The sequence below is a fragment of the Micromonospora sp. WMMD737 genome (genome assembly GCF_049179055.1).
Lineage (GTDB): Bacteria > Actinomycetota > Actinomycetes > Mycobacteriales > Micromonosporaceae > Micromonospora > Micromonospora reichwaldensis.
The window spans coordinates 17758-44129 of the sequence record NZ_JBMHMH010000061.1 but is presented as its reverse complement, the minus strand read 5'-3'; the positions used below and the strand labels follow the sequence as shown (position 1 = coordinate 44129).

32 protein-coding genes are annotated in these 26372 nt (G+C 71.6%); 2 read left to right on the top strand and 30 right to left on the bottom strand.

Translation table 11 applies throughout. The annotated features are described in order from the left end of the window. Nucleotides 1–4: 4 nt before the first annotated feature. From ACN27A_RS34950 to ACN27A_RS34925, 6 genes are all read right to left on the bottom strand, one after another. Nucleotides 5–166: a hypothetical protein gene (locus tag ACN27A_RS34950; RefSeq protein ID WP_421459362.1), complete on the bottom strand. Its 162-nt coding sequence runs from the start codon at nucleotides 164–166 to the stop codon at nucleotides 5–7. 174 nt (nucleotides 167–340) lie between these two features. Then, entirely contained in the window at nucleotides 341–1192 is an 852-nt protein-coding gene (gene cas7c, locus ACN27A_RS34945) for a type I-C CRISPR-associated protein Cas7/Csd2 (RefSeq protein WP_421459361.1), read from the bottom strand. Next, nucleotides 1189–1395, bottom strand: coding sequence for a hypothetical protein (locus ACN27A_RS34940; RefSeq protein ID WP_421459359.1), 207 nt, complete (start codon nucleotides 1393–1395; stop codon nucleotides 1189–1191). Before ACN27A_RS34940 ends, cas7c begins: the two co-directional genes overlap by 4 nt. Beyond that, a complete protein-coding gene (locus ACN27A_RS34935; protein WP_421459358.1) occupies nucleotides 1392–1979 on the bottom strand; it encodes a hypothetical protein in 588 nt (195 codons plus the stop codon). Before ACN27A_RS34935 ends, ACN27A_RS34940 begins: the two co-directional genes overlap by 4 nt. A 31-nt stretch (nucleotides 1980–2010) precedes the next feature. Further along, nucleotides 2011–2442, bottom strand: a complete 432-nt coding sequence (locus ACN27A_RS34930) for a hypothetical protein (RefSeq protein ID WP_421459356.1) — start codon at nucleotides 2440–2442, stop codon at nucleotides 2011–2013. A 70-nt stretch (nucleotides 2443–2512) separates the two neighbouring features. After that, nucleotides 2513–3202, bottom strand: coding sequence for a recombinase family protein (locus ACN27A_RS34925; protein WP_421459354.1), 690 nt, complete (start codon nucleotides 3200–3202; stop codon nucleotides 2513–2515). Between the two features lie 474 nt (nucleotides 3203–3676). Between ACN27A_RS34925 and ACN27A_RS34920 the strand changes: the two genes are divergently transcribed. Both ACN27A_RS34920 and ACN27A_RS34915 read left to right on the top strand, forming a co-directional pair. Then, the gene (locus tag ACN27A_RS34920) at nucleotides 3677–4075 is read left to right on the top strand and encodes a hypothetical protein (protein ID WP_421459352.1); all 399 of its coding nucleotides are present in this window, start codon (nucleotides 3677–3679) and stop codon (nucleotides 4073–4075) included. 294 nt (nucleotides 4076–4369) lie between these two features. Next, the gene (locus ACN27A_RS34915) at nucleotides 4370–5083 is read left to right on the top strand and encodes a hypothetical protein (protein ID WP_421459350.1); all 714 of its coding nucleotides are present in this window, start codon (nucleotides 4370–4372) and stop codon (nucleotides 5081–5083) included. A 105-nt stretch (nucleotides 5084–5188) separates the two neighbouring features. On the opposite strand, the gene ACN27A_RS34910 is transcribed toward ACN27A_RS34915, so the two are convergent. The 24 genes from ACN27A_RS34910 to ACN27A_RS34795 form a co-directional block, all read right to left on the bottom strand. Next, the gene (locus ACN27A_RS34910) at nucleotides 5189–5842 is read right to left on the bottom strand and encodes a hypothetical protein (RefSeq protein ID WP_421459348.1); all 654 of its coding nucleotides are present in this window, start codon (nucleotides 5840–5842) and stop codon (nucleotides 5189–5191) included. Further along, complete coding sequence (locus ACN27A_RS34905; protein ID WP_421459346.1) at nucleotides 5839–6774, bottom strand: ParA family protein; 936 nt, start codon at nucleotides 6772–6774, stop codon at nucleotides 5839–5841. The genes ACN27A_RS34910 and ACN27A_RS34905 overlap by 4 nt, the downstream gene beginning before the upstream one ends. A 377-nt stretch (nucleotides 6775–7151) precedes the next feature. After that, nucleotides 7152–7589 (bottom strand): exonuclease domain-containing protein, encoded by a 438-nt coding sequence (locus ACN27A_RS34900; RefSeq protein ID WP_421459407.1) that lies wholly within the window; start codon nucleotides 7587–7589, stop codon nucleotides 7152–7154. 39 nt (nucleotides 7590–7628) lie between these two features. Further along, nucleotides 7629–8930 carry a hypothetical protein gene (locus tag ACN27A_RS34895; RefSeq protein WP_421459345.1) on the bottom strand — a complete coding sequence of 434 codons (1302 nt, stop codon included), beginning with the start codon at nucleotides 8928–8930 and terminating at the stop codon, nucleotides 7629–7631. Nucleotides 8931–9027: 97 nt separating this feature from the next. Continuing rightward, nucleotides 9028–9369 carry a hypothetical protein gene (locus ACN27A_RS34890; RefSeq protein WP_421459343.1) on the bottom strand — a complete coding sequence of 114 codons (342 nt, stop codon included), beginning with the start codon at nucleotides 9367–9369 and terminating at the stop codon, nucleotides 9028–9030. Then, nucleotides 9366–9908, bottom strand: coding sequence for a DUF6919 domain-containing protein (locus ACN27A_RS34885; protein ID WP_421459341.1), 543 nt, complete (start codon nucleotides 9906–9908; stop codon nucleotides 9366–9368). The genes ACN27A_RS34890 and ACN27A_RS34885 overlap by 4 nt, the downstream gene beginning before the upstream one ends. Before the next feature lie 33 nt (nucleotides 9909–9941). Further along, complete coding sequence (locus ACN27A_RS34880; protein WP_421459339.1) at nucleotides 9942–10769, bottom strand: hypothetical protein; 828 nt, start codon at nucleotides 10767–10769, stop codon at nucleotides 9942–9944. Between the two features lie 94 nt (nucleotides 10770–10863). Then, the gene (locus ACN27A_RS34875) at nucleotides 10864–11316 is read right to left on the bottom strand and encodes a hypothetical protein (protein WP_421459337.1); all 453 of its coding nucleotides are present in this window, start codon (nucleotides 11314–11316) and stop codon (nucleotides 10864–10866) included. A gap of 107 nt (nucleotides 11317–11423) precedes the next feature. Further along, nucleotides 11424–11687, bottom strand: a complete 264-nt coding sequence (locus tag ACN27A_RS34870; protein WP_421459335.1) for a hypothetical protein — start codon at nucleotides 11685–11687, stop codon at nucleotides 11424–11426. A 129-nt stretch (nucleotides 11688–11816) separates the two neighbouring features. Further along, nucleotides 11817–12425: a hypothetical protein gene (locus ACN27A_RS34865; RefSeq protein ID WP_421459333.1), complete on the bottom strand. Its 609-nt coding sequence runs from the start codon at nucleotides 12423–12425 to the stop codon at nucleotides 11817–11819. A gap of 65 nt (nucleotides 12426–12490) precedes the next feature. Further along, nucleotides 12491–14014 carry a hypothetical protein gene (locus ACN27A_RS34860; protein ID WP_421459331.1) on the bottom strand — a complete coding sequence of 508 codons (1524 nt, stop codon included), beginning with the start codon at nucleotides 14012–14014 and terminating at the stop codon, nucleotides 12491–12493. An 8-nt stretch (nucleotides 14015–14022) separates the two neighbouring features. Next, nucleotides 14023–14397, bottom strand: a complete 375-nt coding sequence (locus ACN27A_RS34855) for a hypothetical protein (RefSeq protein ID WP_421459329.1) — start codon at nucleotides 14395–14397, stop codon at nucleotides 14023–14025. Next, on the bottom strand, nucleotides 14394–15380 hold the full coding sequence (locus ACN27A_RS34850) for an NUDIX domain-containing protein (RefSeq protein ID WP_421459327.1): 987 nt from the start codon (nucleotides 15378–15380) through the stop codon (nucleotides 14394–14396). The genes ACN27A_RS34855 and ACN27A_RS34850 overlap by 4 nt, the downstream gene beginning before the upstream one ends. A gap of 146 nt (nucleotides 15381–15526) precedes the next feature. Beyond that, nucleotides 15527–16264, bottom strand: a complete 738-nt coding sequence (locus ACN27A_RS34845) for an ATP-binding protein (protein ID WP_357095989.1) — start codon at nucleotides 16262–16264, stop codon at nucleotides 15527–15529. Nucleotides 16265–16386: 122 nt separating this feature from the next. After that, nucleotides 16387–17475, bottom strand: coding sequence for a hypothetical protein (locus ACN27A_RS34840; RefSeq protein ID WP_421459325.1), 1089 nt, complete (start codon nucleotides 17473–17475; stop codon nucleotides 16387–16389). Between the two features lie 342 nt (nucleotides 17476–17817). Next, on the bottom strand, nucleotides 17818–19533 hold the full coding sequence (locus ACN27A_RS34835; RefSeq protein ID WP_421459323.1) for a hypothetical protein: 1716 nt from the start codon (nucleotides 19531–19533) through the stop codon (nucleotides 17818–17820). Nucleotides 19534–20353: 820 nt separating this feature from the next. After that, entirely contained in the window at nucleotides 20354–20608 is a 255-nt protein-coding gene (locus tag ACN27A_RS34830; RefSeq protein ID WP_357095980.1) for a hypothetical protein, read from the bottom strand. Continuing rightward, complete coding sequence (locus tag ACN27A_RS34825) at nucleotides 20605–21024, bottom strand: hypothetical protein (RefSeq protein WP_357095978.1); 420 nt, start codon at nucleotides 21022–21024, stop codon at nucleotides 20605–20607. Before ACN27A_RS34825 ends, ACN27A_RS34830 begins: the two co-directional genes overlap by 4 nt. 5 nt (nucleotides 21025–21029) lie before the next feature. Then, nucleotides 21030–21761 (bottom strand): Pycsar system effector family protein, encoded by a 732-nt coding sequence (locus ACN27A_RS34820; RefSeq protein ID WP_421459321.1) that lies wholly within the window; start codon nucleotides 21759–21761, stop codon nucleotides 21030–21032. Nucleotides 21762–21849: 88 nt separating this feature from the next. After that, nucleotides 21850–22287 carry a hypothetical protein gene (locus ACN27A_RS34815; protein WP_357095972.1) on the bottom strand — a complete coding sequence of 146 codons (438 nt, stop codon included), beginning with the start codon at nucleotides 22285–22287 and terminating at the stop codon, nucleotides 21850–21852. Nucleotides 22288–22334: 47 nt separating this feature from the next. Next, complete coding sequence (locus tag ACN27A_RS34810; protein WP_421459319.1) at nucleotides 22335–22997, bottom strand: hypothetical protein; 663 nt, start codon at nucleotides 22995–22997, stop codon at nucleotides 22335–22337. A gap of 39 nt (nucleotides 22998–23036) precedes the next feature. Next, nucleotides 23037–23375 carry a hypothetical protein gene (locus tag ACN27A_RS34805; RefSeq protein WP_350823595.1) on the bottom strand — a complete coding sequence of 113 codons (339 nt, stop codon included), beginning with the start codon at nucleotides 23373–23375 and terminating at the stop codon, nucleotides 23037–23039. Further along, nucleotides 23375–24025, bottom strand: coding sequence for a hypothetical protein (locus ACN27A_RS34800; protein WP_350823597.1), 651 nt, complete (start codon nucleotides 24023–24025; stop codon nucleotides 23375–23377). Before ACN27A_RS34800 ends, ACN27A_RS34805 begins: the two co-directional genes overlap by 1 nt. A 120-nt stretch (nucleotides 24026–24145) precedes the next feature. Continuing rightward, nucleotides 24146–26365, bottom strand: a complete 2220-nt coding sequence (locus ACN27A_RS34795; protein ID WP_421459317.1) for a hypothetical protein — start codon at nucleotides 26363–26365, stop codon at nucleotides 24146–24148. Nucleotides 26366–26372 lie beyond the last annotated feature (7 nt).

Genomic DNA, 26372 nt, shown 5'->3' with positions numbered 1-26372 from the left:
GTCGTTACCAGAACATGGGCAAGAAGACACCGATGAACCCGAGCGCGAAGGCCCGCATCCAGTCCGCCGCCGCACGTACGCCGACCAGCCCCACCGCCCAGAGCGGGTGGAACCAGCGAGCACAGTCCGCCGCTGACCGCAACGCCGCCAAGCGACCGCCACGCACCAGCAGATAGTCCAGCCCTGCATGGCCAGCAGTAGAGCTGGGCGCGGCGTCCCGGGCAGTTGCCGAGGACTCAGCGACTCGTTGACGAGCACGTCGTCTGGTGCACAATTCGGCCCGCCGACCTTGATTGGTCGGCGGGCCGTAGCTGGACCTCGGAGTGGCCCTTCGGGGCGGTTACGCCCAGGCGTCGACCAGGGTCGTCAGGACTACCCCGTCGGGCAGGTCGTCGGTGCGTAGCTCGGGCCGGTAGTCGCTGTACGTCCGCGGCGGGCTGTCGGTGGCGAGAACGTGCCGAATACGGCCGGTCAGAGCGCCCGCTGAGGCGACACCGAGCGCCGACGGATGGGTGAAGACGTACAGTCCGACGACGTCGCGCACCCCGCCGTTCGCGGAGAGGTTCGCGGCGAACATCATCTCGATTGCCTGCCAGAGCAGAGCCAGGTCGTCCGAGGTGATGCCGGTGCGGGCGGCCTGGCCCGGGGCGAAGTGCAACCGGGTTCGGTAGAGGCCATACGGCACGGTCCACTTGGACCCGATCTCCGTGGTCTCCCCCTTGTCGATGTCCTCCTGCCGGGTCTGGGTGATCCGGGTGATCGTGTGGTTCGTGGGCAGGACCGGGTGCAGGCTGCGCGCGAACCCGCACTGCACCGGGCCCCGGATGGCGGTCGACCCGACGCCCTTGCCGGCGGTGAGGACGGCGCCGAACATCCGCACGTCGAAGTACATGTCGCAGACGGCGGCCACCGGGTCGGCGGGCCGGGACTCGCGGGCAGCCTGCCATCGGGTGTTGAGCGCGTGACCGGCCTGCACGAAGATGCCGCAGCGCAGGTCGTCTGGGCGTAGCAGCGGCACGATGTCGCGGATGCGCCGCTTGATGGCTACGTCGGTGACTAGGCCGTGGCCGGTCTCGTCGTCGGTGCGGGGTTGGTTCTCGGCGTCCGGGTCGCCGTTGGGGTTGCCGTCGGTGACCTCGAACAGCAGCACCACGTCGTGCCGGAGCGTGGGATCGAGGTGGGCGGCCGTCATTGGTCGGCCTCGTACCACTCGCCCGTCTGCTGGTCGAACCGGAGAATGGCTCCGTCGATCACGCACACGTCGCTGCGGTAGTTGGGGTCGAGAGCGCCGGTCGCCTCGTCGTCGTAGCCGTCCAGCTTGCGGATCAGGTCGTCCCAGATGTTGTCGCCCTGGTAGCCGTTGAGCTGCTCGACCACCGCCGCGCCGGGGGTCACAGGCTCACCGTCCACCGGTAGTTGTAGCCGTCCGGCTGCCACGAGTACGGATCCATCATCTGCTCCTGCTCAACCAGCCGGGTGCCCGGCGGCAGGTGTCCGGCTGCGGTAAGCGCGGTGATCGCGTCCTCGATGGTGTCGCCGTCGGTAAAGGGCACGCCGGCCAGGATGCAGTCCTCGTCGTCAACGACAATCCAGGCTGGCTGCTCGTCGGCTTCGCTGCCGTCGGACACCAGGATCTCCCTCGCCTTGGTGAGGTCGACGGCGACCGGGTCGCGCCGGTCGGCGGCGCGCATGATCTGCGAGACGCGTTGCTGGGTGCCCAGGCCGGTGGGCTCGGTCAGGTCGGCCTGTCGCATCCCGGTGGCGCGCAGCGCGGCGGCGCGTTCGGCAACGAGTGCGGTCACGATTCGCGGCCCGGCGGTCTCCCAGAGCCGCTGAGCGCGGGTCAGCTCGTGGTAGCGAATGATCGGGTCGGTGTGGTCGGCGGCAGCGGCGAGTACGTCGGTCAGGGCGCTGCGGACGGCGGCGTCGATCTCGTGCTGCTCGACGCCGTACCCGGTGGTGCTGACGGATGTGCTCAAGGGTTGTCCTCCAGGGCTGGATGTTGGTGGGTCAGAGGCCGCCGGCGTCGATCAGCCAGAGCCGGCCGTTGTGGGCGTGAACGTTGCCGTGTGGGTTGAGGTCAGCAGCGCCCTCCAGCAGCGGATACGGGCCGGGCACGCTGCCGTCGTCGGGCAGGTAGGGCATGGCCACGACGGTGACCTCCTGGTCGCCGTCGTACGGGTCGGTGACGGTGACGGTGTGGAGGGCGGCCGCGGGGGCGTGGTTGATGCCTCGGTCGCGCAGTTGCGCGAGGGTGCGGACCTCCTGCCGGTTCGCGGCGTCGTCGCCGACCTTGTAGACGATCTCGGCGTCGTAGTCGACGTAGACCGTGCGCTGGGATCCCTGGCCGATCTGCTCGCACCCGTTGGGCGGCCAGTCGAGCAGATCCAGGTGGTAGTAGGCGATCCGCTCAGCGGTTGCGGCGTCCCCCATCAGCGTCATGAACTCACAATACAAGCCCCCTCCTTGTTCAAACAAGGAGAGGGCTTGTTTCGGTGAGGACAGCAGGTGGTCACCTCACAGCCAACTCCCACGGGTGCGCTACCTGCCGTGGCTCCGGGTTCGGCCTTGCGGCGACCTGTGCGGCCTGTTTCAGTCCGGGCAGGGCGTTGTAGAGGGTGCTGCGGGAGATGCCGAGCAGCTTGGCGATGGAGACCATCGACCGGTCGGGCTCGGCGAGGAGCTGGAGCGCGTAGGCGACCTTCTCCGGGGTCATCGCCGGTGGGCGGCCGAGACGCTGTCCTCGGGCGCGGGCGGCGGCCAGGCCCTCGTTGGTATTGGCCACGATGATCGTGCGGATGAACTCGGCCAGGGCAGCGAAGACGTGGAAGACGAACATGCCGCCGGCCGTGGTGGTGTCCAGCTTCTCGTGTAGGGACTGGAAGCCGACGCCAGCGCGCTTGAGCTGACCGACGATGGTGATGAGGTCTTCCAGGGAGCGGCCAAGCCGATCCAGGGACACGACGGTCAGGGCATCACCGGGGCGCAGATACTCGAACGCGTCGCCCAGGCCCGGCCGGTCGGCGTTCTTGCCGCTGGCCTTGTCGAAAAAGCACTTGGCGCAGCCGGCCGCGGTGAGCGCGGCCTGCTGCCGGGCGAGGTTCTGGTCCCGGGTGGAGACCCGGCCGTAGCCGACGAGCACGCCGGCGAGCGGGGTGGGTGCGAGCAGGTCGCTGTCGACGGGCGATGGTGTGACGCTCATGCTCCATGGTGACCGGAAAACGTCTCTGGCCTTGTTGGACACACCGAGGTTTTCGGACAGGTTTTCCGTACGGCTCCGACCGGGCCAACCCTCTATTTTTGATCTTGTTCGGAAAACGATCGATTCTCGGACACCATCACGCCCAGAGCCACACCCGTTCACATTCGCCGCCGCGAACCCGTCACCCCGGCCAGCGCCAGATCGATGCACAAGGCGAGGGGTCGCGGCGCGTCAACGGCCATGTGCCACCTCTGCCGCACCGCACCGTCGACGACGCGCAGCACGGCCGGCGCCCAGGAGGTGGGTGCCGGCCGCACGCTGTCTCGGGCCCGGCTCCCGCGCCGCTTCGCTCCCGCGCGGCGCAGCTCGCCCGCCTACCTCAACTCCTCGGCGTTGTTCTTGGCTGGAAGCTACGGCCGGACCCACGGCTGGGGCATCGAGACCCGTCGCCTCCTGCCCTTACACTCTGCGCTCATGAGATTTCGGAATGTTGCCGCCAGCGGGATCATGCTCGCGGCGATGCTGGGCGCGACCGGGTGTTCCCACGCCTCGTACGACGAGCGCATGCAGTACCTCGACAAGGTGTCCCAGCAGGGCATCGACTACCGGGTCAAGCTCTACGAGCAGAAGACGGCGCCTTCGAAGGACGCCTGCGCGATCGGCTACGAGCTTCTCGACCAGACGCCGCCACGTGACGACGAAATGGGCTCAACCGCGAAGTGGCGCGACCGGGTCGAAGAGGCATACATCAAGAGCTGCATGACCGGCGAACTCAAGCCCAAGCCCGACGTCGACGGCGTCGACGCCGTCACCGCGGTGCCCATCACCGCACCCCCTGCGACCCCCAGCGCCTCGGCATCCCCAGCCACCTGACCACGCCCTTCCTCGCGTCACTGCTGACGGCTGAGCACAACACCCTGTCCCCGCAGATGACCCGATGGGGGCTCGCGAGCTGTAGTAGACTCATCCACGAACGCTCTGGGCGCCTTCGGGCCACCTGAGTTCTGGCTTCAAACTTTGGATGGCGCCCCCCTGGGACCGGGTGGGGCGCCATTCAGTTTTCCCGCTCTGTCTCCCGCACGCCTGACGTGCTGGCCGCCGCCCACGCCCTACGCTGTGCCGGCGCGCGGAATCCGGGCGCTGACCCCCGTTCGTGGAGTGGGATGCGTGTCTGAGGCGACAGCACAGCTACTACAGCAGCGGTTCTCCGCCGAACGGCTGGGCACCTACCAGGCTGCGGTCGGCGGCGACCTCGACCAGGCGGTGGCGCTGTACGAGTGGAACGCCACCATGAGCGGCGCATTCTGGATCACGCTCGGCCACGTCGAAGTGCTGGTCCGCAACGCCATACATCGACAGCTGACCGACTGGTCCACGCGGACCTACCGAGAACCCCGCTGGTACCTCGACCCGGGTCGCGTCCTGGACGAGCGCCGCCACCAACAGATCGCCAAGGCCCGCGAGCAGGCCACCCGTGACAGCCGACAGGAAACCCCCGGACGCGTCGTTGCCGAACTCACCTTCGGGTTCTGGCCCTTCCTTCTCACTCGCGCCTACGACCGCTCCCTGTGGCCGCACCTACGCGGCGCCTGGCCAGGCCAGCACCTGCGCCGGGATGTCCACAAGCCCCTGGCCGACCTGCACGAGCTGCGCAACCGGATCGGTCACCACGAGCCGATCTACAACCGGCCGCTCAAGGAGCTACACACCAAGGCACTGGACCTGGCCTGCTGGACGTGTCCCGACACCGGGGCCTGGATCGCCTCGCGGTGCCAGGTACTCGCCGTCCTGCAAACCCGGCCCTGGACCGTACGCGCTTCTCACGCGCCCCCGCAGCGAGGCCAACGTCGCCCATCCCGGCCGGCGTCCCGCAGGTCGTGATCAACCTGGAAGCGGAGATCGACCTCGCTCCCCAGGGGTGAGTCGCTTCACCACCGAGTCGCAGGGGCCAGGCATGTGGCCTGGCCCCTGCGCCGAGCGGGGTGTCTACGAGGGGCGTCGCCGCCGCCGTAGCAGGTGCGCCTCAAGTGCTGCTGCGACAAGTTCGGACCGGGAGGTGGCACCCGCCTCGTCGACAATCTGATCCAGTACCCGCTGATTACGGCCGGTGGCCTTGAAGGTCCACAGGACTCGGCGAGGGCCGCTGTTCCCGCGGTCGCCAGCTTGCGGCGCGAAAGGGCCCACACCGGCGGCGGGTTTGACCGATGCGGTTCGATGGGACGCCACCAGCTCCGGCAACCGGTCGCGAAGCGCGGTGATGGCTTCGAACGCGACCTGGGCGTTCGTTCGACCCTTACGGTTGCGCCGCACCGTGGTCACAACAGCGGGCAGCACATACACGCTGATCTGCGCGGCTAGGTCGTCATCGTCGTCGACGTCGTCATCCGCGTCGACGACGTCATCGCTGCGGACACGGTTTTCCACCCGCGCCTTGGATGCGGATTCCGCTGGGTCGGCTTGGTGCTGCCGCTGGGCCACTTGACTCGCCGAAGCGGAACCACTGGCAGAGGTCGTCTCATCGACCGCGCTGGTACGACCCCGGTCAGGCAGCCGACCAGCGAGGGTAGAGATGCCAGCGGCTACGGTGGCGGCGGCGGACGTGCCGAACAGATTGCTGAGGTTCTCGGACTCTGCGCTCACGCCCGAGCACCTTCCTGGACGGCGATGATGTCGAGGACCTCGGCCGCGAGGGCACGGAAGTCGGCGGACACGCTGGCTGTGGCGGCGCTGTGGCGGCCGGGCTTGCGGCCATCCCTCAGCGCCTCCCAGAACGCCGGCTGCGCAGCGGCCTCGATCTCCAGCTCGTGGGCCAGCTTGCCGGCGCGACGTGCGTCGCGGGCAACCCGCTCGGAGTAGCGGATGGTGGACGACAACATCGGGCTCTGCCCGCCGAAGGCCGCAGAGACGTCGGCCTGCACCTCGGCATGGATGGCGCGGGCGCCGGATAGCGTCGCAAACAGCACCACGCCCAATAGCCCAAGGCTGGGGTTGATCTCGCGAGCGCTGCGAAACCGCTCGGCCGTGAGCTTCATACCGATCAGCCCGCCGGTGTCCGAGCGAGTCGGCATGATGATCCACCGCGCCGCAGCGAGGGCCAGGTCGACCAGGACGATGTTCTCCGGCGGCGAGTCGATCAGGATCAGGTCATAGTCGGCTGCCAGCGGCGCCAGGGCAGCAGCCAGGCCCAGGTACGCAGCTCGGCCTTGCTGCTGCATGTTCATCGTGATCAGCGGTGTCAGCGCAGCCAGTTCTCGACCGCCGGGCACCACCCACAGGTTCGGCCGGACCTCGTGCGCCACCAGCGTGTTCTTGTCGGGCCGGCGGATCGCCTCGTAGAGCTGCTCCCCCTGGTCGTCGACGCCGGGGCGACCGCGGTAGCCAAGGTCGTCGGACACGTTGGCCTGGCGGTTGAGGTCGACCACGAGAACCTTGTAGCCGGCAGCGGCGATCTGTCCTGCCGTGTTCGTCACGATGGTGGTCTTCCCGACCCCGCCCTTGTCGTTGGCCATCGCCACAATCCGGTCCATAGCCGCAGTGCGCGTGAACTGAGAATCGAGCGCGGTGAGTGTCACCAGTGAACTCCATCAGCGAGTGGGTGCATTGGATGCGTGCGGGCACGTACGTAGTGCCTGCTGGGGCAGCCTGCCATGCGCGCCCGCGATTACGCGAGTACCACACGGGCCGCTCCCCCGCCCGCACTGGTGGCTAGCGCTGCTCAGTTGCTTGTCCTAGTCGCTGTTGTCACTCGCTTCTACGCAAGCTCCGCTTACTAGCTCTCCTGGGCGGCTCGTTCTAGTTGGTTGTGCTAGTCGCTGTGGGTAGGGGCTATCCCATCTTCTGGTGGTACCCGCCCGTGGTGCGGTCTCTCGGTTTCCGCTCCTTCCAGTAGCAATCAGTGACCGCTTTTGGTACTCGCTATCGGTGGCCGCTATCGCCCTGATATAGGTTCTCAGCAGCTCAACCATGTCGTCGACGACGACGCGGGCCCTTGATGGTCATCGGCGGGCCCATCGCTTTCGGGGGTGCGCGATGGCGCGGTCATGGCGCACAGCAGCTCGTAGGCTGTTCGCAGTCGCCACGCGCCCGGTGCCCGCCGCCGAGGGGCAGCCAGCGGCGCACGAGTTCCCAGTCGGAGCGGCGGCCCATCAGGCACGACCAGGTGGCCGAGGGTCGCCGAGGTGGGCCGGGCCAAGCCGTCGCGGCCGGCGTGCCGGCCAATGACGTCGTGGTCGAACTCGGCGTTGTAGGCCAGCACCGTCTTGCCGGCGGTGACCTCCAGCAGCCGGGGCAACACCTCAGCCAGGGGTGGGGCGTGGGCCAGCTCGGCGTCGGTAATGCCGTGCACCCACCGGGCTTCCGGCTCCACCTCGCAGCTCGGGGCGACCAGGGTGTCCAGCAGTGTTTCCAGCGAGAGGCCCGTCGCCGGTCAGTGGTGTAGGCGACGCAGCAGCGTGCCGCCGTCGGTGTGATCGCGCAGGTAGTCGGCGAGCGCTGCCAGGGCGGCGCCGGGCGGTGGCGGTTGCGCAGGTTGCCGGGTGAGGGCGGTGCGGCGGCGTTTCGGGGCAGGGCCGCGTCGCTTCAGGGGGGCGCCCACGGCGGCGGCGTGCAGCTTCTTCACCGCGGCGTCGATCACGTGGATGCCGGTCTCAGCGCGTAGGGACAGCGGTGGCTCGTCCCAGGTGTCGCCGTCGTTCGGCGGTTGCAGGCCGGCCAGTGGGTCGGCCTGGGTGATCGCGGCGTGGAACACGCTCAGCGCTGCGGCGGCGTAGGCACGAGCGGCCCGCTCGGCGCGTTCCCGCACGTCCGCGACGTGTTCGTTGACAAGTTTGGCTCGCTGGCGAGCGGTCTCCTGCCACAGCTGATGCACCGCCGCAGCCTGCTCGGTCACCACGGCGGGCAGGACGTTCACGGGCGTCGGCGGCGCGGCCTCCGCCTCGCTCTCGGCCGCGAGCTGCATGTCGCGCGCGGCGCTCCACGCCTTGACCAGCGCACGGTAGAACGTGCCGTGCTGGCCGAGCAGCTCGTCGGCGCGTGCCGGCCACGGCTCCGCGTCGGCGCCGTCCGGGTGCGGGGCGACGACAGTGGGGTACCGCGCGGTGTGGGCGGCGTGCTGCTTGCGGTAGAAGTCGCGGCCCCGGTCGGTGATGCGGTAGCCGTCCGCGCACGGTTCGGCCAGCGGCGGCACGTGCCTGCCGATCAGCACGTGCTCGATCGTCGCGGAGTATCCCCAGGTCAGCGGTTGACCGCGCAGGTCGGCAGCCCACAGCCCGGCCAGGACCTCCCACGCGCGCTCGCTAAGACCGGCTTTCGGCTTCGTGCCAGTGTCCAGGGAGGTGCCGGCGCGGGCGGCGGCCCGGCCCGCCCGGGTCAACGCCACGGTGTGCATCACCCCGAACGCGGTGCCTCGGATGTTGCGGGTGATCAGTCCCCGGCTGGCCAGCGCGGCCATCGTCGAGCCGTTGCCCTGGTTGTCCCACCCGTGCATATCCAGTCGCGCCTGCAGGTCGGTGAGGCCGACCAGCCGGCGGTCGGAGGGATCGTGCGCGAAGTCGATGCGCCGCCACTCGACCGCCGGGGTGCCGTCGAACTTGCCGCGAGCCGCGTCGCTGCGCCGGTTTGCCTCGCGCTGCTGGTCGATGTCGTAGATCGCTCGCAGGGTTCCCTGCTGACGGTCGTTGAGTTCCGTCCAGGCGGCCAGCGCCACGGAGGTGCGCGCCTTGGCGGTCATGGCCGCCTCCCCATCTGATTCGCCGTCGCCGGCGTTTTCCCCCACGGTGGGGGCCCCACCGTGGGGGCGGCGGGCAGCAGTTCGCCGGACAGGACGGTCATCGCGTCGGCCTCCGTTCGCGTTGCTCGGCGCGCAGGCAGGCGGGGTGCCAGCGGGCGTAGCGGACGCCGGTGTCGTCGACGGTCGGCACCGGCAGAGCGTCGTCGAGTGGCACGTACTGGCCGCAGCCGGCCCGGCCGCACCGGTTGCGTGGGTCGGCGCGGTCGAGGGCCTCCAGGTCGACCGGGGGCAGCTCGGCGTCCAGGTAGACGGTGACGCCGTCACCGGATCGACGCGGCCGTGGTGGGCTCTCCCGGGTGACGGTGAGAACGCGGCCGATGGCCAGCGCGGCGGCGTCGGCCTGGTCGACGTCGTCGGCGACGATCCGCAGCCGGATCATCGGCCGGCCGCGACCGGGTACGGCAGGTGCAGGGCAGCGGCGAGGGTTGGCCACAGTTGGTCGTCGCGGCCCCAGACCGGGTCGACGAGCGTGACGTACCAACTGGTGGCCAGCTCGCGTACGGCCGCCGGACTGCACTGGTCGTCCCAGTGCTCGACCCCGGGTGAGCCACCGACCCAGGTGTAGGCCGCGCCGCTGGCGAGGGTGACCGGCAGCCGGATGCCGCTGTCGGTGTATTCGTGCAGCAGCACCAGGTCGGTGGGAGTAAACGCGGCGATGAGCTGGTCGAGGGTGGCGTCGTCGCAGTACCCGCAGACTGCGGCCCGCTGCCGCCAGCCGTCGTCGGTATCCCCGGGCTGAGAGAAGCCGGTCAGGAACCCGGCGCGGTTGACCGCCGCGAGCAGCGGGATCAGCGGGCCGGTCTCCTCATCGGGTGATCCGCCGTAGGTGGGGGTCTCGTCCAGCTCGCCGGTCAGCCAGCGCGCGGTCAGCTCACCCAGCTCCAACAGGTTGGCGGCAGTCGCCCAGGTCAACGTCATCTCAATCTCCTCAGTCGATGGTGGCGACGGCGTTCACGTCGGGCTGCCGTGCTCGTCGACGACGTCGGCGTGTCCGGCCGCGAGGTAGGCGTCGCGGGCGGCCGAGTCGTCGATACGGTTGTCCATCGCTGGCAGGCCGTTGGTGATCCAGCTCGCCGGGTAGCCGCCCGCCGGGGCGTCGCGCAGCTCGGCGACCCGCCGCTCATACTCGGCCTGGTCGTCCTCGGCGAGTTGGGCGGCCTCGCGGTCGGCGAGGTCGCGGCACAGATTGGCGAGTCGCTCGGCGCTGTAGGTCAGCCGCGTCGCTTCGATACCGAGGCGAGCCCGGATGCTGACGTCGGTGACCCACTGCGCCACCGTCTCCGGCGTGCCGTCTTCTCCTTCTGGGGTGTCGGGCAGCAGTTCGGCCATCCACCGCAGCAGCTCCACCAGCGCGGTCAGGGTGGCCTCGGCGTCGCCGGCACCCAGGGCGTCCAGGGCCCGCTCGTTTGGCTGGTAGGCCACGGTCTCGGCCGGTGCGGGTTGGCCCTCGGCGACGACGACCGCGCCCAGCTCTACACCAGGCGTCAACCGGCCGTAGGAACGGACACGGCTGTCGACGTCGATGACGTCGACCAGGTCGGGCTCCAGCAGGTTAATGCCGGCAGCGGTGTACGCGATGTGCGTCGGCCCAGCCGGCAGGTCTGGGTCGGCGCGGACGGTCCAGGCGACACTGACCGGGGTGTCGGCCGGCAGAGCCGCCATCAGCGCGGCCAGCTCTCCCGCCGTGGCGAACTCGCGCGGCATGCGGGCCAACACGTCGGTCACCGCCCTGGCCGCCGCCTGCTGCTGGTCGGCGAGGGTCTGCCTGTCGATGGCCATATGTGGTGTCCTCCTGTGTGGTCGGAGATGATCGACGGGCGCGGGTCGGGGCCAGTTCGGATGGTCCCGACCCGCGCGTCGGTGGCGGACGGGTTCAGGCGCCGGCCCGCAGGTTGAACATGGTGCCGGCCTCGCCTGCGGTGTCCAGGTCGGCCCGCAGCGTGTTGACGGTGGAGGCGACGTCGCGCAGCTTCGTCGCGGCCTGCTCGACGTAGTGGGCGGCGCCGCCGGGCGGCACGTCGCCGTCGTCTTCCAGGTAGGTGTACAGCCGGCGGCTGTCGGCGAACTGTTCGGTGCGGGCGGCCAGCGACTGGAACAGTTCCGCGAGGTCGGGCATCGCGTCGCGCAGGATGAGGGAGACGTCGCTGACCACGTTCGGCGCTGGCAGCGCCGTGGACGCGGTGTGCGAGTCAGTCACGGTGGCCAGGTAGCGGACCAGCTCGCGAATCTGGGCCACGGCGGCCAGGGTGTGCTCCCGGCTGGGCTGGTCGTGCGGGTGCAGGTGCGCGATGAGGTCGGCGGCGGGCAGGGTCTTGACGTTGGCCATGGTGCTCCTTCGTGAGAGGTGGGGGCGGGCGGACGTCACGGCGTCGCCTCGCCGGCGGCGGCCTGGTCGACGCGCTCGCCGATTGTCGTGGTCATCGGGTCCTCCGCTCAGATGCCGAGGCGGTCGTAGATGCGCACCGCCATGAGCCGGGCGAGCCGGCCCCACGGGTCGCTGGTGACGGCGCCGGGGTTGGTGATCGCGTTCAGCTCGTCGAGCAGCTCGGCGACGACGAGCAGTTCGGCCTCACTGAGCACGGGCACGCCGTCGTCGGTGCGGTGCCGGTGGAACTTCTCCTCCAGGGCGGCGATGCGCTCGTCCCGATCGACGGCCCGGCCGAGCTCGAAGGGGTTGGTGTTGGCCTCGTTGGTCATGGATCTTCTCCTTCTGTATGGGTTCTCGCAGGTGGTGCAGCCTGGGCGACGCTACGGCCCGGGTCCGACGCCGATCAGTTAGAGCATCGACAGAGGTCGTCGGCGGGGCGATTCCGTGGAATGTGCCGGTCAGAACGGCGGGTTGTCGGCGTGCTCCACGGGCGGCGGCGCGGCCAGTCGCAGCAGGGCCTCGCCGAGGGTGTCGCCGACGCCGACCGCGATGACGGTGTCGCGGTTGTCGTAGGCGTTGGCGGCGTAGTACCAGTCCTCCGGCTCCTCCAGGACGTCTCCGTCGGGGCCGACGTGACCGGGCCGGCCCGGCTCGAAAACGAGTTCGATGCGGTGACCGTCGCGTAGCAGCGCATCGGCGGGCAACCGGTCGGCGGGCTCGGGCCGGTCGACCATGACACCAGGGTCGATCAGCGCGGCGACCGGCCGGCGGTGGCGGGTGAGTACCTGCACGCGGGTGTCGAGGTTGTGCACCTCGCCGACCAGGTGGCCAAGCTTGGCCCGGGCGTCGGACACCGGCCAGGTCGGCAGGTCGGGGGAGATCTCGGCGACCTCGCTCATCGGCACGAGGGCGGCCCACTGGCATCGGTCGCGGGTGATGAGGGTGATGGCGCCGGCCTCGGCCGCGGTGACGAGTGCGGACCAGCGGGCCCGTGCGTCCTCGACGTCGACCGGCTCGCCGTGACGCTCGACGAGCGGTCGCAACCCGATGGGAACGGTGTTGTCCATCCTCAAAGCGTAAGGCACCTTGCAGAATTTCTGCAAGGTGCCTTACGTTGCTGTTGCGCGGTAGGTCAGCTCTCGTACCCCACTCCGGGGTCGGTGTCGGCGGCGAGCCGGTCCCGCCATGCGCGCAATTGCGTGGTGGTGAGGGTGACGGCCGCCGTGGTGGTGCCGTCACCGATTTCCAGGTGGAAGCCGCGCTCGTACTCGAAGTCGGACCAGTCGATGTAGCGGTGGTCGTTCTCCCACGGCCAGTAGGCGTTGGGCGTGTCGGCGAAGTCGTCGGTGGTGATGGTGGCGGTCAGCGCCTCGCACAGTTCGCGTAGTTGGGTGGGGGAGAGGTCGAGGTGCACCGCGTCCTGGCCGTCGCTGAGCTTCAGGGTGCGCCCGCCGTCGAAGGTGGGCGTCGACCAGTCCAGGTGGGCCACGTCGGCGCCGTCGCCCAGGTAGATGGCGCTGCGGGCGGTCTGCCGGGCGCCGGTGGCGAAGGTTCGCAGTTTGGCCGCCAGTTCCCGGGCCTGCGCCGGGGTGTGCTGGGCGGTGTAGGGCTGCCAGTAGTCGTCGTCGGGGTCCTCGGTGCCCTCCACGCCGGTGACCACTACCCGGGTGGTGCCGTCGTGGTCGACCAGGTCCATCCACAGCGCGCCGGTGTCTCCGCCGGCTTGGTCGATGGCCGTGGCCGCGACGTGGCGGCGGGTCGCCTCCGCGGTGGTGGGCTGCTTGTCGCGCAGCAACGCGAGGAGGTCTTTCACGGTCACCGGGAGTTCGTCGTCGACGATCCGCACCTTCTCGGTCGCGAGGTCGGCGTCACCGGCGAGGAGGTGCTCCAGGCGCTGCGCCGCCCGGCTCCACTTGGTGGGCTTCGGCGGCTGGTAGCCGGCCTCGGCGCGCTCGGCCAGTTCGTCGAGGTGCCGCGCGGCGGTCTCGGCCTCGGCCGCGCTCAGGTGCGGCGGCTGGTAGATGCTCGGCGCGGCGTACCCGTCGCTGGCGACGTGCTCGTTGCTGGTGACCGGGTCCCACCGGCCCGGGGAGGTAGCGACCGCGATGTACTGGCCGCCGTCCCACCGGTTGTTGCCGTCGCCGTAGTCCATCAACGCCAGGACGCTGGCCGGGCCGGCGGCGGCGGCGACCTGGTCGGTGCCGTGGCAGGTCTCGCCGTCGGCGTAGCCGAGCACGTCACCCACCCCGCTCGTGGTCGGGCTGTCGGGCCCGGCGAGGCTCGCCGACGCGGCCGTGGTCGGGATAGCGCCGTCGCCCATCGAAGGTTCCTTTCTCGTGAGGGTGGTTCCGGTGCCGAGGGCTTGGGCCTCGTACTCCTCGGCCTGCACCTCGTAGTAGCGGGCCGCGAGGATCTCCCGCGCCGCTTCCGCCTCGGCCTCCCGTGCCGCCCGCGTGTGCTCGGCGGCGACGCTGGCGTCGCGGATCGTGCGTGCGGCCGTCAGGTGGTTCGCGGTCGACTCCTGGTTGACCCGGGCGTCACTGCGGTACCGGTCAGCGGCGTCGCGACAGGCGCGCGCCCGGCCCTGCAGCGTCTCGGCCTTGGCGACCTGCCCGGCGTAGCGGTTCGCCACCCGCATCGCGTCCTGGGTATCCACGGTGGCGCTCACCTCCCGCCTGGCGTGGTGGGTTCGGCGGCTCCGTCGAGGGCACGCAGCAGGTCGCTGGCGAGCAGTTGGTAGCCGTCCCACTCTCCGGCGTACGAGGTGCTGCGGATGCAGTAGTCGGCCCCTTCGTGGTGGGCCAACCATGCGGCGGCAGCGAGGACGAGCGTGTTGTTGCCGGCGAGCCCCTGCGGGCTCTGGGGTCGGGTGTCGATCCACCAGTGGTCGGAGATGTTGACGTGCCGCACGCCGTGGGCGATGCCAGTCTCTTCGATCTCGTCGATGTTGTCGGGCTCGGCGGCGTCCGGATCGCCGAGGGGGCATCCGGTGACGGAGCAGACGTCCCAGCCGTCGAGCGGTCCAGCGGTGGTGCTCACTGCTGGAACCAGCGGGTCACCGGGACGGCGCCTGCGGCGCTCGGCACGGCCGGCTCCAGGCACCACTGCTCCGGGCCCGCGCCGTCGCCGGTGTTGACGACCCACTGGTGCCGGATCTGCGCGGTCGGGTCGGTCGGGTCCGCCGGCTCCAGGACCTCGCCCCACACCTGGCGGGCGTAGCGGCGCAGCGTGGTGAGCAGCCGGGCCGGGTCGTGGTGGCCCAGGGCGATGATGTCGCCGTCCTCGCCGATGTCTCCCATGGCGATGCCGTCGATCTCGGTCACCATCGTCAGCGTCGGCCACGTCGGGCCGCCGAGCAGCTCGGCGAGCATCCGCTGGTGGGCCGGGAACACGATGCCACCGGTGGTGGTGGCCAGGTGCTGGGCCAGGCCGGTGTAGCTGTCGGCGCGGATCCACCGGGCGCGGGCGGCGTCGTCGCCGGCGATGAGGACCGGCAGGTGGTCCGGCTCGTAGACGCCGAGGTCGATCGTGGTGAGGTTGGTGACCATCCACGCCTCGTCGGAGCAGCGGGGGTCCGGCACGTAGCGGGCCGGCAGCGTCCGCACCCACGGGTCGGTGAGCGTGACGATCAGGTCGGTCTCCTCCCTCAGCTCCCGCGCCGCCGCCTGCGCCGGGGTCTCGCCCGCCTCGATGTGCCCGCCGGGCAGCGCCCAGCCGTACCTGTCGCGGCGCTCGATCATGACAATCCAGCGGGCGCCGGTGGTGTCGGTGACGGTCACCGCGGCGTCGGCGCAGCGCGTCTCGCCCCAGTGCCCGAGCCGGTTGCGGCCGTAGCGGATGCCGGTGGTCTCGCACGGGTTGACCGGCCGGCCGTCGACGACCTCGGACGGAATCGCGGCGGCGGCCTGGCGGGTGGGCCAGTCGATGCGGGTCGGGTCGGTCTGGGCCTCGGCCCAGCCCTCGGCGACGCCACGCAGATACACGTCGGGGTGGGTGTAGGTGCGGGCGGTGTCAGTGGTCATGATGATGCTGCCGTCCTTGTCTCGGGTTGCTGCTGAGGCGGTTTCGGGGCTGGAGGTAGTGGTCGGGGTCGTGTTCCAGCACGACCCCGACCGCGATCGGTGGTGTTCGGGCGGTGGCAGTGCCACGCCCGGGCCGGCGGGGCCTGTCACAGCACGTCGGCGTGGGTGTGCTCCCATTCCTGGACCAGGTCGCGGCCGTCCGGGCGTATGACGGCGGTGACGTGGACGTCGACGTCGGCGCGGGCGTGGTTGGCGGCCAGGCGGTCGGCCTCGCCGAGGCTGTCCACGGTGTGCGCGACGGTGAGCGTCGCGGTGCCGGCGGTGTCGGTGGCGGCGGCGTACGTCTGGTAGTGGATCTCGGTGCCCACGCTCGATCCCGGCAGTGGTGAGCCGATCTCGGTGATGTGGGTGAAGCCCTCGGTGTGCAGGGTGGCCAGGGCGGCGTGGGTGTCGGCGTGCTGCCTGGTGACGACGGCGGCCGGCACGGCGCGTCCCCACCGGCGGCCCGGGGTGGGTCCGGGTCGGGCGGCTTGCCGGGCCAGACACACCCGCAGGTCGGCGGTGACGACGACGGCAACGGCGGGCACCTGGTGCTCGGCGGCGATGGCGAGCAGCCATGCCCGGTCGGCGACGCTGGTGCTGGTGGCGTCGACGACGGTGGTCAGCCGTCGGGCCAGTCGGGTGTGCAGGATCGCGGTGAGCAGGGTAAGCGCGTCGGCGGTCGCGTCCTGGTCACACTCGTCGTCGGCGGCGACGGCGCGCAGCCAGTCGAGGCTGTAGACCTGGTGCGGCCGGTAGTGGGCGGCGGCCCACGTGGACTTGCCCGCACCAGCGGGCCCGATAAGCACGACCAGGTGCGGCGGGTCGTCGACAAGAAGTCCCATCAGCGTTCCTCTCAGTTCTTGCGGGCGGCGTAGTCGAGGCCGGCGGCGAGGTCGGCCAGGGTGCCGGCGACGTCGACGGCACCGGTGTAGGCGCTGGTGGGCGCCACGTGCTGGTTATGTGGTCACCGCTTGTCGCCCGGCCGGTCGGCGCGGGCCTGGTCGAGCTGGGTTTGGAGCCGTTCGGCGCGAGCCTCGGCGACCTGGGCGCGTTCGGTGGCGACCGTGGCGGTGGCTTCGTGTCGGCTGGCGTCGGCGCGGGCGTCCTGGGCGGCCTGCTCGGCGGCGCGGCGCTCGGTGTGGAGCTGTTCGACCTGGCGGCGGACCTCGGCGAGGGTGGCCCGCTCGGCGCGCAGCTCGGCGTCGAGGTCACGGCGGGCCTCTTCGGCGGCGGTCCGCTCGGTGCGGGCGGCGTCGCGTTCGGCGGTGACGGCCGCCAGCTCGGCGCGGACGGTGTCCACCTCGGAGGTCAGGCGGGCGACGTCGGCGCGGGCGGCGTCGCGTTCGGTGGTGACGGTGGCCGCGGTGGTCTCGGCCCGCTCAGCGCGGGTGGTCTCGGCCCGCAGGGCCTTCTCCGAGGCGCGCAGCTCGCCGGCGAGGGTCTTGATCTCGGCGCGGGCGTCACGCAGTTGCCCGCGCGCCTCCTCGTGGCGTTCCTCCAGGGCGCGGCGACGCTCGATCTCCTTCGCGGCGGTCGCCGCGCGGGCTTCGGCCTCGGCCTCGGCGCGGCCCTGGGCCTGGCGGGCGTCGGCGACGTCGCGGGCGGCACGGGCGACCGCGTCGGCGGCGTCACGCTCAGCGGCCTGGGCTCGGGCGACAGCGGCGTGGCGCTCCGTGTGGGCCAGGGCGCGGTCCCGCTCGGCGGTGTGGGCGGTGTTGAGCGCCTGGTCCCGCTCGACCTCGGCGTCCTGGGCGCGCTGCACGGCGGCCGCCATCGCGGTCTCGGCCTCCGCGATGCGGGCCAGGGCGCCGGTCTCCACGTTCCGCACGGCCGGCAGCACCGGTTCCAGCCGGTCGGTCAGCGCGGTGAGCGCCGGCACCAGCTCGGCGACGGTGGCCCGCCACGCCGACAACGGCGCGTCGAGTCCGGTCGCCAGCTCCGCCGCGCGGTCCGCCGCAGCCATCTCCTTGCACGTCCGGTTGCCCGGCTGCCACCGGGTGTCCTCCGGCGGGCAGAACTCCTTCGGGCGGCCGAAACCGCTATAGGCCAGCACCTTGCGGCACTGGCGGTAGCCGCAGCTTCGCTCACGCGGCCCGCCTCCCGGCCGCGACGAGGCCGATTCACCCGCATTCCCCTCAACATCCATTCCAACATCATACACTATTACTTTAGCGTAAGTAAAAGACTTTAATACTTTTCGTAAGTCGAATGTTTTTGACCTTGGTAGTTTGCAGTTGAAGCGCTCTAGCGGAACGCACGTTTTAAGCCCTCTCAGAGAGCCGTACGCGCCTCTTGATCTACATCCGAGAGGTGAAGCAAGGGCGCGGCATTGATCGGCGGGAGATTGGCGCTGGAACCGAGCCGGGGTGTCGGCGGGGCCGTTGAGGGCCTCGGGTTAGTGGTTCCGGCCCACCGGAAGGCCGCAGCCCGGCTGAGCCGTCTCTGGCCAGTCGCTCTCGGGTGCTGCCGCGATGGCGCGGGCAGCGGCGTGGTCGCCACGCGCGGCGGCGCGGGCGACGGCGATGGCGGCGTGGCGGCCGGCGCCGGGCCCGGCGCGCTCGGCCTGGGCGACGGTGTCGCGCTCGTTCCAGCCGGCGCGGTGGGTGGCCATCGCGGCGGCCGACACGGCGGCCTGCTCGGCGACCTCGCGGCGGTGGTCGGCGGCGACCTGGGCGCGGTGCTGGTCGTAGCGGCGGGCTTGGTGCGGCGGCTCGACGTTGCCGGTCAGCGACTCGTCGAGCAGCGAGCGCAGGTAGCCCAGCGGCCGTTTCGGCGCGTCGAGCAGCTCTCGGCCGTCACGCGACTGCCGGATCCAGTCGAGCAGGTCCGGCATCGTCCATCGTGGGCCCAGCCGCGACCCGAGCAGCGCCGCCACCCGGGGCAGGGGCGCCGGTTCCAGCCACTCGAAGGCCCGCTGTGCGGCCCGTGCCAGGTCGTACGCCCATCCGATCCACTCCGGAGCAGGCCGGGACCGCCGTGACGGCGCACACGCCCTCTCGATCGGCCTAGGACGCCGTACGGATCGTGAGGCGCGTCGACCCTCGCTTGTCGATGATGAGCGCGAAGCGCGCTTCTCCCCCCGACTCGGCTCTACCGATCCAGCGGGAGCGATCGAGAGAGGCTGAGCAAAACCCCGAGACAAGCAGGAACTTAAGTACTCACCTTGAGACGCCAAGCGGGGGGGGAAGGAATTCCCGGTCTCGATCTGGGCGGTGGCGATGGCCTCGACGTCGGCGAGGAGGGTGTCGCGGGCGGTTGAGGCGGCCAGGCGTAGCTGCACGCGGCGGGCGAGCGCGGCGTGGTCGACCACCGAGGCGGTGCGGGCGACGAGTGCGTCGACGTCGTCCTGCGCGGCGGCCAGCTCGCCCAGGGCGTGCTGCATCAGCTCGTCGAGCACCAACAGGGCCAGGGGCACGTAGGAGGCGCGGACGGCGGCCTCGCCCCGGTGCACCGGTGCGAGGTCGAACTCGGCCCGGTCGTTGTAGCGGCCCAACTCGGTGCGCTCGGCCAGGCTCAGCTTGCCTCCCTGCCGGGTGCGCTCGGCCCACCCCAGGGCCTCACAGCGGGCCCACGCCGCGGTGACCGCCCGCTCGGTACACCCGGCCAGCTCCGCCGAGCGGGCGCGGCCGGGCAGTGCGCGGCGGCCGGAGCGGTAGTCGGCGTCGACGGCCAGGACGCCGGCGACCCGGGCCAGCATCGACGGCCGGCCACGCCTGGACACTCGCGCCGCCGCGTCTCGGGTGAGCAGATCCGCAAGCAGCTCCACCGCGCGGCCACGGCCGCCACCGGCGGCGTACGACTCGACCGTGGTCCGCAGCCGCTCCACCCAGGCGGCCAGCTCCGCCACCCGGCTCTCGGCGTCGGTGCGCTCGGCGAGCAGCGCGAACTGCTGCTCGACGGCGGCGGCCTCGGCGACCTGGTCCCGCTCGAACGCCTCGCGGGCGGCGGCCAGCCACGAGTAGCCGCACAGCCAACACGTCGGCGACGGCTCCGGCTCGCCGCACGCCGCACAACCCTCGTCGACGTCGTCGACGTCGTCATCGAGGGCAACCTCGGCGGCGCGGGCCTCCGCCGCCAGGCGCCGCGCGTCACGGCCCCGCCAGCACGACATGCACAGCGCCTCGGACCCGTCACCGTCACGCGGCAGGCCCTGCCGATCCACACCCGCCGCCGCACACCGCACACACGGCGTCTGCACACCCGTCGGATGCACCACCCGCACCCGAGCACCCGCCGGAGCAGCCAGCCGGGCCTGCCCGCCGCGAGCCGTCTCCACCAACAGAGCGGGCCGGGCCAGATGCACCGTGCACCGATCGCGACCTGGAGCAGCCAACACCCTCCGGCCGACAGCGGCGCAGACCGGGCAGTGCCCGGCCGCGACCACCTGGTCGACGGTCAGCGCGCTCAGGTGCGGTGCCGTGATCATCGCGGCACCGCCGCAGACCGATCAGGTGTGCGTCCTGAGCCAAGGTGACGTGCCGCGATGGCGGCAGCAACATGCGAGGGGACTGGGCGCGCACAGGCGTCGCCACGACACGCAGAAAAGGTGCCGAGAGACAACAGTGCACCCAGCCCGGAGGTGGGTGCTATGGTGTCCTCCGAGCTTGTTGGAGCCTCAGACCCTGCTTCCGCCGCCAAGCAAATACAGGGTGTGGGGCTCTCTTGCTGTCTGCAGTTAGGGGTCGAGCGCGGGCGCTCCCTCAAGATCAGTTCGGGGTTATAACCCGTGGATCTTACGGCGACTTGCGCGCGTGACGAAGTCCCAACACGCACCAGCGCCAGGGATCCCCGTGGATCCTGTGTAGATCCCTCGGGAAAATCAGGACATACCGTCAGGAGCCGGGCGGCATTTGTGACCAAGAAAATTTGAATACATGCAGCCGAATGGGCGGCCCGGTTAATTGGGCCGCCCATTCGCGCGCTTTGAATGGTCACTCGGGCCGGTGAATGGTGTCGCAGTAGACGGCGGTGCCGTCTCCGTCGTGGGTGTACAGCTCGCCGTAGCGGTCGGCCGGGCCTTCGACGGCGCCGAGCAGCCGCTGCGCCTGACGGCAGGCGGCGTCGACGCCGGGAGCGGTGAAGTAGACGACGGCTGCTGGGTTGTCAGGCTCGGGGTCGGTGACGATGTCGAGGCGGAATTCGTCGGTGGTGCCGGCGACGAGCAGCTCGAACGGGCGGCGGGTCATCGGGCGCCCGCCGGGGTGTGGGGGGCGTGGCCGGTGGTGTAGGGCCCGTTGTCGTAGGAGTAGGTCCAGGTCAGGCGTCGGCTGGTGAGCCAGGCACCAGCGCGGCCGGTGAGGTCGCGGTGCCAGCGGCGGGTCCGGTGGGCATCGCCGCCGTCGCTGGTGAAGGCGAGCAGGGCGTAGCCGCCGGGAGTACCGGTGTGGGGCTCGCCGGGGTGCCGGCCGCCCGCGACGGGGAAGTGGACGCTGGCGAGGGCGGGTGCGCCCTGGTCGGGCAGGGTTTGCAGCATGTGGACGCGGCCGTGGTCGACCAGGTGCCAGCGGCCGTCCAGGGGCAGACCGAGCACGGTACGGGCGGCGGCGAACAGCTCGTAGGCGTCGACCGGGTCGCCGACGACGATCGTGGTGGTGATGGTCATGGCGCTCACCTGGCCCAGATCGCGAGGGCGGCGGTGACGGCGGCCCCGGCGTACCCGGCCAACAGCAGCGGTACGGCCCTGCTGATTGCCCGGTACTTGGCGCGGAGAATGCGGGAACGCCACCACAGCTCGCGAGCGCGGGCCAGCGGAGTCATCTGCGCGACCTGCTCGGCGTCGCCGGCAACGAGGCGGGCGAGCACGTCCTGGGCGTCGTCGGCGTCGGCATAGACCGGAAACCCGAAGTCACCGCCGAGGCGGGGCCGGGAGGCGGTCAGCAGCAGCACCACGGCGGTCAGCACCACGGCGGCGGTGCCCGTGCCCGCGATGAGGGCGGCGGTGGGGAGATGACCGGCGGCTCCGGCACCGCCAAGCACGGCCAGGCCGGCGCCGAGCAGCACCCCCGCCATCTGGAGGTAGCCGGTGGCCTTGGGGTCGACACGCAGCATCTCGGCGCGCACGGCGGCGATCTCGGCGTCCAGGGCGGCCGTGGCGGTGCCTCGGCCGCAGGCGGAGGCATGCGCGCCGGCACGGGCGAGGATCTCCAGCGTGCTGAAGTCGCTGTCGGTGGTGCCGCAACCGGTGCAGCGGGAGGTGCTGTTGGTGAGGTTGCTGGAGGTCTCTACCAGCACCGCGAAGGCACCGGCGGTCGGGATCTGAAAGTGGCGGCGCGCGGCGTGCGGGTCGTAGGTGCTGGCGTAGTCGACGCCGAGGTAGGTCGGCTCTCCGGGATCAGGCACGATGAGGGTGCTCCTCTGGCTCGATGCGGGCTGGGTGGGGTGGCGGGCGGCCCCGAGCTTTGGAAGGCAGGGGGCCGCCCGCGCGGCGTTATCGGCTGGTCGGGTTGTAGGTGGGGGAGTCGGGGCGCGGGTACACCTCGGGCCGGCAGGCGATGTCGTAGCCGCACCAGTCCCAGACGGCGAGGCCGGGGCGCAGCGGGGTGGTGCGCTCGTCGGCGAGGATCTGCTCGGCGGGCTCGGTCCAGTCGATGCCGGTGGCGATCGCGGCGACGGCGGCCTGGTCGACGTGGCGGGCGCACAGCCGCTGGGCGATGCCTCGGCCGCTGGGCAGGTGGGTGAGGCTGTAGCGGCCGTCGAGGCGCTGCCCGCCGTCGTCGATGGTGACGTTGACGGCCAGGCCGGGCGCGACGGGCCAGCCGGTCACGACCCGCTCGACGATGCGGGGGGTCTCGGGGTCGTTGTCGCTCAGGTACAGCCGCACCGCGGTGGTGGTCGGCGCGGCGGCGGGGGTGGTCGTGGTGGTCATGGTTCCTCCTCAGCGGGTGCTATCGACGGGCGGAATTGGGTGCGTGGTCAGGACGCGTCGCTGGTGCGGGGCGTTCGGCGTGCCTCGGTGAGGTCGTCGACCATCGCGGCGACGGCGCTGCCGGCGATGGGGCCGGCGTAGGCGAGCAGGGACAGGGTCAGCCACACCACGGCGGTCAGGCCGGCGGCGGCCGGGCCGGTGCCGGCCGGGGCACCGGCGTAGACGGCCACGCCGGTCAGGGCGCCGATCGCGGCCCAGCCGATGCGGCCGTAGGTGGAGCCGGTGACGGCGGCGGTGTAGAGGGCGCAGACGGCGACGAGCCAGGCGGTCCAGGCGTCGCGGCCGGTGGCGGGCAGGCCGGTGGTGTGCGTGTCGAGGAAGGCGCGTACCGGGTCGGAGATCGAGCGGGTGATCGGCCCGTCGGTGATCCACGATCCGAGGGTGGGGATGGCCTCGGCGGTCGCGGTGACGGCTGCGCCGAGCGCGGTGAGCAGCCCGGCGATGACGATCCACAGCAGCCATAGCAGTCCGCCTGCCACGGTCAGGGCGATCAGTGCGGCCACGACGATCAGCCACCACTCCCGCACGGCCCGCACGGCGCGAGAGGTGCGGGCGATGCGCCACCAGGCCGCCAACCGCTGACGGGCGGGGGCGGGGGTGGTGTCGTCGAGCGAGGGCAGGTGCTGCGGGTCGGTGTCGGGGGTGTGCACGTAGTTCTCCTTCGTCGCTGGGTCGGTTGGTGGGGTGGGTCAGCGGCGGGCGGCGAGCATGGCGACCAGCCACGCGCTGGCGGTGCCGGCGGTCGCGGTGAGCGCCTGGGCCCATCCGCCGGGGGCGGCGATGCCGATCAGCACGGCGGCCACGGCGGCGGCGTGCAGCACGTAGATGGCGGTGTGGGAGCGGCGGCGGGTGAGCACGCCCTGGTGCACGGCGGCCAGCGAGGTGGCGGCCCAGCCCGCCCACAGCGCCCAGCCCCAGATGCCGTGGGTGCTGGCCCAGGCGGTGGTGGCCGGCAGCAGCAGCGCGTGCACGGCGACGACGGCGGCCAGGGCCAGTAGCAGCCAGGCGGTGTAGGTGGCGGCGTGCATCAGGCGACGGCGGTCGGCCAGGACGGTCCCGACGGTCGTGACGCGGTTGGCGGGTGGCCAGCGATCGCAGCAGCGGACGCCGGGGTCGTGCTGATGGCGGACGGGCTGGTTGCCGGGAGCTGCGGGCTGCTGGCGCATGACGTCTCCTGCTGCTGGTGGATGGCGAGGGGGCGGACGGGGGTGATCGCGCGGGCGTGGCTGGCCACGACGGCGGTGTACTGGTCGAGGGCGGTGTGCATGTCGGCCTCGGCGGCGGCGACCTCGCGGGCGTCGCGGATGCGTTCGGCGGCGGTCAGGGCCAGCGCGGCTGCCGCCGCGGTGAGCAGCACCCCGCCGATCACCGGCGGGCCGCCGGCGTCGGCGGCGAGGTGCCCGGCGGTGGCCACGCCACCGAACAGACCGCTCGCGCCGGCGACGGCCGGCCAGCGGCGGCGGCCGGTGTGCGCGCGGTGGCGGCGGCGGCCGGCGGCGTGGATGGCGTCCTCGGCGGCGCGCATCCGCACTCCGTCGAGCTGCCACGCCATCAGCTCGACCGACAGCGCGTCGATGCGCTGCTGGTGGGTCAGCGCGTAGAGGGTGTCGGCCGGCTGGACGTCGCGTTGGCGCGTCAGGCGGCGGATCTCGGACTCGATCTCAGCGACCCGGGACATGAGCTGTCTCCTATACGGACGGTGACTTAACAGGCGGGCACATAACAGGCGTGGGGGAGGGGGGTCGGCCCCTGCATAGGGGCCCCTCGCCGGGGGGAGGGGCCCCACGGTTATGAGGAGTTATGCGTTACTGGCCGTGACGGTGGTGGTGGCGGCCTCGGGCGGCAGGTACTGCCCCGTCACGACCCGCCCGTCCGGGTTCGTCGGCCGCACCAGGCGCCCCTGCTGGCCCAGCTGCGTCAGCGCGTTGGACACCAACTGCGGGGTGGCGCTGTCGTCGCCGGCTTCCGCCAGGGCGGCGAGGATGTCCTCCCGAGTGGCCGGCTGGCTCTTGGTGCGCCAGATCAGGCGCACCGCCGCCTCGACCCGGTCGGCGCGGGTCCGGTAGCCCGCGAGGGGCGTCGGCTCCACCGGCTCAGCGGGGGCCTCGCTGGGGGCCGGCGCGGGCGCGGCCGGCGCGAGGGGTCGGCCGCCGAGCTTGCTGAAGATGCTGGAAACGGCGGAGGCCATCGCCTGCTCGCCGTCGCGCTCCGGCTCGCTGGCCTGCGGCTTCTTGCTGCGGGCGCGGGCGCTGCGCAGGTCGGCCAGGTAGTCGTCGGTGACGAGCTGGTGGCGGCCGGCGTAGATCGGGCCGGCGGCCTGCGCCGACCCGGCGTCCAGCTCCCGCTGGTGGAAGCGGCGATTCCACGAAATCTCGTCGACCTTCGGGCCGTCGTGCAGGACCGGCTTGCTGGGGTCGCAGGTCTGGACGTACTCGATCTTCGCGCGGACCGGGTCGCCGTCGCCGAGGCGGGCGTAGCACTCGCCGCGGTGGCGCAGCGGGGGCAGCTTGTAATTTCCGGTGACGCGGCCCGCTTCCTGCTCATCGCCGGACATGAGGACGATCTCGCGGCCGATGTTCGCGCTGGCGTCGCCACCGTTGTCGCCGAACGCGTGGTGCACCCCGCGCTGCGTGGCCACGACCAGGTAAATCCCGGCAGAGGCAACCGCCTTGGTGCACTCGGCGTACATGTCGCCGGCGGTGACGTCCGTCCCGTCGTAGCGCACCTTGTTCTTGGTGTTCAGCGCGAAGCTACCCTCGTCGATGTAGACGATGATCTTCTTGAAGTTGTGGCGGGCGGAGAAGGGCTGGTCCTGGCGCCAGCGGGCGATCTCCATCACGGCGATGAGCATCTGCAGCACGCCCTCGGCGTCGGCGCGGACCCAGTCCAGCGGCGGGCGCACATCGGTGCCGAGGTAGGGCTCCAGCCACTGTCCGACCAGGTCGTAGAGCTTGCGGGTGCCGGCCACCCAGATCAGGGCGTCCTCACAGCGGGTCACGTCGGCCCACTCCCGGTGGATGAAGGCGCTCTTGCCGCCGGTCGACGCGCCGAGGATCCAGGCGTGCCGGGCGACGTCGACGCCGATCGGCATGCCGTCCATGCCCCACAGCGCGTACGAGGGATCGGCGAGGCGCCGCCAGATCGGCCGGCCGGCGGCGTCGACCAGCTCGTCGACGCGCTCGGTGTAGGGGCGGATCCGCTTCATGACGTCCTCGGTGTTGGCCTGGATCGTGTACACGCCGACCCGGTTCGAGTCCTCGCTGATGGACACCCAGTCAGGGGCGATGTCGCGGCGGGTGATGTCCCGCAGGGCCAGGGCGATCCGGCGGGCGTCGTGGTCGTCCAGCCGCGGGGCCTGCTCGACGCGGACCTTGCCGTTGACCACGCGGCGCAGCTCGATGGGCGCCCACGCTTCGAGCTTCGCGCCGAACGGCGCATCGGCCGGGCCGACCATCTGCGGGTTCGACACGCGCAGCCACTCCAGCCCGGCGCGGCGCACCGCCAGGCGCAGCAGCCACGCCAGGTGCGGCTCACCCTCGCGGGGGCCCGACAGGTCCTCGGCGGTCACCGCGAGGTGGGCCTGCGCGGTCGCGGTCAACGCCGCCTGCGTCGGGGCGGCCGGCGGCGGCGCGTACCGCAGCAGGTACTCGTGCGCCCGCGCCATCACCCACGTGATGCCGCCCAACGCCGGCAGGACCAGCGCCCACACCGGCCACATCTCCGGCACCGACACCGCCAGGGTCGACCAGGCGGCGTAGACGGTCACCGCCGCCACCAGCCACCCCACCACCCGGGCCTTCGCCGGCTCACCGAGGCGGGCGAACATCGGGGAGATCCGCACCAGCAGGCGAGCGCCGAACGCGGCTGCCGCCGCCAGCAGCGCCGTGGCCAGCCCCGCGATCCACACCGGCGAGCCTGTGACCAGCCACACCACCACCCACACCGCCGACAAGAACGGCGCGACCACGGCCCAGAACGTCTTCCACTCGATGCCTACCGCTGCTCGCCGCTTCGTCACGACGCTG

Excerpts from the sequence above, each read along its gene's own strand:
- cas7c (WP_421459361.1), bottom strand. The coding sequence starts at position 1,192 with ATGACGGCCGCCCACCTCGATCCCACGCTCCGGCACGACGTGGTGCTG.
- ACN27A_RS34930 (WP_421459356.1), bottom strand. The coding sequence starts at position 2,442 with ATGACGCTGATGGGGGACGCCGCAACCGCTGAGCGGATCGCCTACTAC.
- ACN27A_RS34925 (WP_421459354.1), bottom strand. The coding sequence starts at position 3,202 with ATGAGCGTCACACCATCGCCCGTCGACAGCGACCTGCTCGCACCCACC.
- ACN27A_RS34920 (WP_421459352.1), top strand. The coding sequence starts at position 3,677 with ATGAGATTTCGGAATGTTGCCGCCAGCGGGATCATGCTCGCGGCGATG.
- ACN27A_RS34895 (WP_421459345.1), bottom strand. The coding sequence starts at position 8,930 with ATGACCGCCAAGGCGCGCACCTCCGTGGCGCTGGCCGCCTGGACGGAA.
- ACN27A_RS34890 (WP_421459343.1), bottom strand. The coding sequence starts at position 9,369 with ATGATCCGGCTGCGGATCGTCGCCGACGACGTCGACCAGGCCGACGCC.
- ACN27A_RS34885 (WP_421459341.1), bottom strand. The coding sequence starts at position 9,908 with ATGACGTTGACCTGGGCGACTGCCGCCAACCTGTTGGAGCTGGGTGAG.
- ACN27A_RS34880 (WP_421459339.1), bottom strand. The coding sequence starts at position 10,769 with ATGGCCATCGACAGGCAGACCCTCGCCGACCAGCAGCAGGCGGCGGCC.
- ACN27A_RS34875 (WP_421459337.1), bottom strand. The coding sequence starts at position 11,316 with ATGGCCAACGTCAAGACCCTGCCCGCCGCCGACCTCATCGCGCACCTG.
- ACN27A_RS34870 (WP_421459335.1), bottom strand. The coding sequence starts at position 11,687 with ATGACCAACGAGGCCAACACCAACCCCTTCGAGCTCGGCCGGGCCGTC.
- ACN27A_RS34865 (WP_421459333.1), bottom strand. The coding sequence starts at position 12,425 with ATGGACAACACCGTTCCCATCGGGTTGCGACCGCTCGTCGAGCGTCAC.
- ACN27A_RS34850 (WP_421459327.1), bottom strand. The coding sequence starts at position 15,380 with ATGACCACTGACACCGCCCGCACCTACACCCACCCCGACGTGTATCTG.
- ACN27A_RS34845 (WP_357095989.1), bottom strand. The coding sequence starts at position 16,264 with ATGGGACTTCTTGTCGACGACCCGCCGCACCTGGTCGTGCTTATCGGG.
- ACN27A_RS34835 (WP_421459323.1), bottom strand. The coding sequence starts at position 19,533 with ATGTCGTGCTGGCGGGGCCGTGACGCGCGGCGCCTGGCGGCGGAGGCC.
- ACN27A_RS34830 (WP_357095980.1), bottom strand. The coding sequence starts at position 20,608 with ATGACCCGCCGCCCGTTCGAGCTGCTCGTCGCCGGCACCACCGACGAA.
- ACN27A_RS34825 (WP_357095978.1), bottom strand. The coding sequence starts at position 21,024 with ATGACCATCACCACCACGATCGTCGTCGGCGACCCGGTCGACGCCTAC.
- ACN27A_RS34815 (WP_357095972.1), bottom strand. The coding sequence starts at position 22,287 with ATGACCACCACGACCACCCCCGCCGCCGCGCCGACCACCACCGCGGTG.
- ACN27A_RS34805 (WP_350823595.1), bottom strand. The coding sequence starts at position 23,375 with ATGCACGCCGCCACCTACACCGCCTGGCTGCTACTGGCCCTGGCCGCC.
- ACN27A_RS34800 (WP_350823597.1), bottom strand. The coding sequence starts at position 24,025 with ATGTCCCGGGTCGCTGAGATCGAGTCCGAGATCCGCCGCCTGACGCGC.